The organism is Mesorhizobium sp. M7A.F.Ca.CA.004.04.2.1 (genome assembly GCF_004022825.1).
Taxonomy (GTDB): Bacteria; Pseudomonadota; Alphaproteobacteria; order Rhizobiales; family Rhizobiaceae; genus Mesorhizobium.
On record NZ_RZPH01000579.1, the window covers coordinates 1 to 3,864 of the forward strand.

A 3,864-nucleotide genomic window follows, 5' to 3' on the forward strand; every position below is an offset into this window, starting at 1 on the left:
TCCATCAGCTTCGTCGGCCTGCTGCCGTTGGCGACCGCGATCTTCGGCGTGCTGCGCGGCGGCGACCGTCCGCGCCCGGCGTTCTGGCTGTTTTCATGCATCGGCAGCGCGCTGGTCGCGGGTTTTGCCCTGACGCAGGGCGTGACGGCCTCGCCGGTGGGCGATGGTCTGATGCTGGCCGCCATCATCGCCTGCGGCCTGGGCTATGCCGAGGGCGCCGCGCTGTCGCGCAAGCTCGGCGGCTGGCAAGTGATCTGCTGGGCGCTGGTGCTGTCGCTGCCGATCATGCTGGTGCTGACGCTGATGACCATGCCGCCATCGTTCGAAGGCGTCGGCGTCAGGGCGTGGATAGGGCTTGCCTATGTCTCGCTGTTCAGCATGCTGATCGGCTTCGTGTTCTGGTATCGCGGGCTGGCGCAAGGCGGCATCGCCGCGGTCGGGCAGTTGCAGCTGCTGCAGCCATTTTTCGGATTGGCACTGGCAGCGACGCTGCTGCACGAGCAGGTCAGCCCGCTGATGGTGGTCGTCACGCTTGGCGTCGTGCTCTGCGTCGTAGGCGCCAAGCGATTCGCGAAGCAGGAATTGCCACGACGCGCGATCGCCTGACGACGGTGCCGTCCTCGCCCAATGCATGTCGCCCAAAAGTGGCCCCGGTTTTGGGAGAACGACATGCATAAAAACAAGGACCTAAAGCGCGTCGCCTGGATCCGTTCAAACGCGACGCGCTTTAGAACTTCGTCACCACTCCAATACCAATCCCCTCGAAGCCGCCCATCGCCATCAAGGCCGCGGGCGCCTCGTCGAGACTGATTCTCTTGCCGACCAGCAGTTCGGGCTTCAGCTTGCCGTTGCGGATCATGTCCATCATCGCCTGGTAGCGGTAGGCCTGCATGCCGTGGCTGCCAAGGATTTCGAGTTCGAAGGCGATCACCTTGTCCATCGGCACCTGCGGCCGGGCATGCTCGCCCAGCATCAGGCCGACCTGCACATGGCGGCCGCGCCGGCGCAGATTGGATATCGAATTGAACGAGGTGGTGGGGTGGCCGAGCGCGTCCATCGACATATGCGCGCCGCCATTGGTGATCTGCTTGACCGCCTTGACCACGTTCGGCGTCGTAGATGCATTGATGGTGGCGACGGCGCCGATCTTTTTGGCGAAATCCAGTTTCTCGTCGGTGAGATCGATGGCGATGACATTGGCGCCCATGGCGCTGGCGATCATGATCGCCGACAGGCCGACGCCGCCGCAGCCATGCACCGCGACCCATTCGCCCGGCGTCACCCGGCCCTGGTCGACGATGGCGCGAAACGAGGTGACGAAGCGGCAGCCGAGGCTGGCGGCGGTGGCGAATTCCATCTCGTCGGGTAAGCGCACTAGGTTGGTGTCGGCGTGTTCGATGGCGACATATTCGGCGAACGAACCCCAGCCGGTGAAGCCGGGTTGGGTCTGATGCTCGCAGACCTGGTGATTGCCCGAATTGCACTCGAAGCAGCGGCCGCAGCCGACGGCGAACGGCACGGTGACGCGCTCGCCGGCCTTCCAGCGGGTGACCTGCTTGCCGGCGGCGACGACGATACCGGCCAGTTCGTGGCCCGGTACATGCGGCAGCGTGATGCCATCGTCATGACCCATCCAGCCATGCCAGTCGCTGCGGCACAGACCGGTCGCTTCGACCTTGATGACGACGCCATCGGCTGCCGGCTTCGGATCGGGAACGGTCTGGATCGTCGGCGCTTCGCCGAATTTCTCGAAGACGACGGCTTTCATCGGTCACTCCACCCTCTGTGCTGCAGGAAACGATAGCCGATTCCCTGTCTGGTCGAGCGGAAATCGATTCCGCCACGCCTGTTGGCAGGCAGCAGCTCTTAACCGGTTTCGCGGTTGCGAAAGTCGGCAAGCCGGGTTTCGCCGGGGGCAAGCTGCCGCCCGTCCTCGGCATGGACTTCCAGGCGCTTGATCGGCCGGCCGGTGAGATTGTCGACCATGAAGGTATAGGGTTCGCCCGGTCCGGCGAAGTAGGTCTCGCCCCATTGCCGCAGGGCAACCAGGACATAGAACAGGCCGCGTCCCTTTTGCGTCAGCACATATTCATGGTGCGCGCTGCCGTCGGGTGCCGGGACCGTTTCGAGGATGCCATGCGCGACGAGATTGCGCAGCCGCGACGACAGGATGTTCTTGGCGACGCCGAGGCTCTTCTGGAATTCGCCGAAGCGCCGCAAGCCGTCGAACGCGTCACGCACGATGAGCAGCGACCACCAGTCGCCAATCGCGTCCAGTGGTCGCGCTATGAGGCAATCCGCTTCGTGGTGGCTCGTTCGTTTCACCATGGCAGTCGTTGGTCCAGCATTCGATTTTCGGTTGCAACATAAAACTGTTCTGCCTATCCAGCAAGAGGTTTCAAGTTGAAACCTTTTATGGAGAGAGCAGACATGAACATGCAGGTGGTGAACAGCGGTGCAACAAGCCTCGAGCAATCCGATGGGCCGCCTCGGGTGGCGCCGCCGCCTGCGGGATTGTCACGATTGACCGCGCTGATCTTCGCCATCGCCTGCGGCCTGAGCGTTGCCAATGTCTATTTCGCCCATCCGCTGCTCGACGCCATGGCGCATGATTTTGCTATCGCGCCGGCCTCGGTTGGCATCGTGGTGACGGTAACGCAGATCGGCTATGGGCTCGGCCTGTTCTTTATCGTGCCGCTGGGCGACCTGTTCGATCGCCGCAAGCTGATTGCCGGGCAGGCGATTCTGTCTGCCGTGGCGCTGGTGGCGGTCGGGGTCGCGCCCAATGCGGCGATGCTGCTGGCGAGCCTGGCGGTGGTCGGGCTGCTTGCGGTGGTGGTGCAGGTGCTGGTCGCCTTCGCTGCCGACCTCGCCGTAGCGTCGCAGCGGGGGCGGGCGGTCGGCACCGTCACCAGCGGTGTCATCCTGGGCATCCTGCTTGCCCGCTTCGCTTCAGGGGTCGTCGCCGATTTCGCCGGTTGGCGCTGGGTTTATCTTGTCTCGGCCGGGTTGACGCTTGTCATGGCGATGGTTCTCTACCTGATCCTGCCGCGCCACGAGGCGGAGCGGCCACGCACATCCTATCCGCGCCTGCTCGCTTCGGTGCTGCTGCTGTTCGCGCAGGAGCCGCTGCTGCGCGTGCGGGCGGTGCTGGCCATGCTGATCTTCGCCAGCTTCAACGTGCTGTGGGCGCCGCTGGTGCTGCCGTTGAGTGCTGCGCCATTTTCACTTTCGCATACCGAGATTGGGCTTTTCGGCCTTGCGGGCGTCGCCGGCGCGCTCGGTGCGCGCTGGACCGGCGGCCTCGTCGATCGCGGCCGCGGCCAGTTGGTCACCGGCTTCAGCCTGCTGCTGATGATGGCAGCCTGGCTGCCGATCGCCTTCATGGGCATGTCGCTGTGGCTGCTCGTTGCCGGCATCGTCATGCTCGATCTGGCGATCCAGGCCGTCCACGTCACCAACCAGAGCCTGATCTTCGCCCGGCGCCCGGATGCGCGCAGCCGACTGGTTGGCGGCTATATGATCTTCTACTCGGTCGGCAGTGCCCTGGGCTCCATCGCCTCGACCATGGCTTACGGTGCAATGGGCTGGAATGGCGTCTGTGTGCTTGGCGCCGGCATCGGCCTGTTGGCGCTGCTGTTCTGGGCGTTGACGCTGCGCGTCGGCAGATAGGCCTATGGCGACGGCGCGGTGTCGAGAAGCGGCTGCCAGGCCCGGAACCAGTTGCTCGCCTCGGCCTGCCATGGCCAGATGCCGTCCACAGTGGGATAGATCAGCTGGAGAACACGGAAATCCAGGCCGTCGTAGAACCAGAGGTCCCAGCCGAAATGCTCGCGGTAGTGTTCGATGTGAACGGTGCCGAAT

The 3,864-nt window shown here is 64.3% G+C and carries 5 protein-coding genes; 2 read left to right on the top strand and 3 right to left on the bottom strand.

What is annotated here, in order from left to right:
* Positions 1 to 606: DMT family transporter (locus EN893_RS22970; RefSeq protein ID WP_164901036.1), on the top strand; the 606-nt coding region annotated here is incomplete at its 5' end.
* Between the two features lie 121 nt (positions 607 to 727).
* Here EN893_RS22970 and EN893_RS22980 read toward each other — a convergent pair.
* Both EN893_RS22980 and EN893_RS22985 read right to left on the bottom strand, forming a co-directional pair.
* Positions 728 to 1,768 carry a zinc-dependent alcohol dehydrogenase family protein gene (locus tag EN893_RS22980; protein ID WP_127258661.1) on the bottom strand — a complete coding sequence of 347 codons (1,041 nt, stop codon included), beginning with the start codon at positions 1,766 to 1,768 and terminating at the stop codon, positions 728 to 730.
* Positions 1,769 to 1,866: 98 nt separating this feature from the next.
* Complete coding sequence (locus EN893_RS22985; RefSeq protein ID WP_127271974.1) at positions 1,867 to 2,328, bottom strand: helix-turn-helix domain-containing protein; 462 nt, start codon at positions 2,326 to 2,328, stop codon at positions 1,867 to 1,869.
* Between the two features lie 102 nt (positions 2,329 to 2,430).
* Between EN893_RS22985 and EN893_RS22990 the strand changes: the two genes are divergently transcribed.
* Complete coding sequence (locus EN893_RS22990; protein ID WP_127273130.1) at positions 2,431 to 3,672, top strand: MFS transporter; 1,242 nt, start codon at positions 2,431 to 2,433, stop codon at positions 3,670 to 3,672.
* Positions 3,673 to 3,674: 2 nt separating this feature from the next.
* Here EN893_RS22990 and EN893_RS22995 read toward each other — a convergent pair.
* A partial coding sequence (locus EN893_RS22995; RefSeq protein ID WP_128361795.1) for a DUF4262 domain-containing protein occupies positions 3,675 to 3,864 on the bottom strand: 190 nt, incomplete at its 5' end.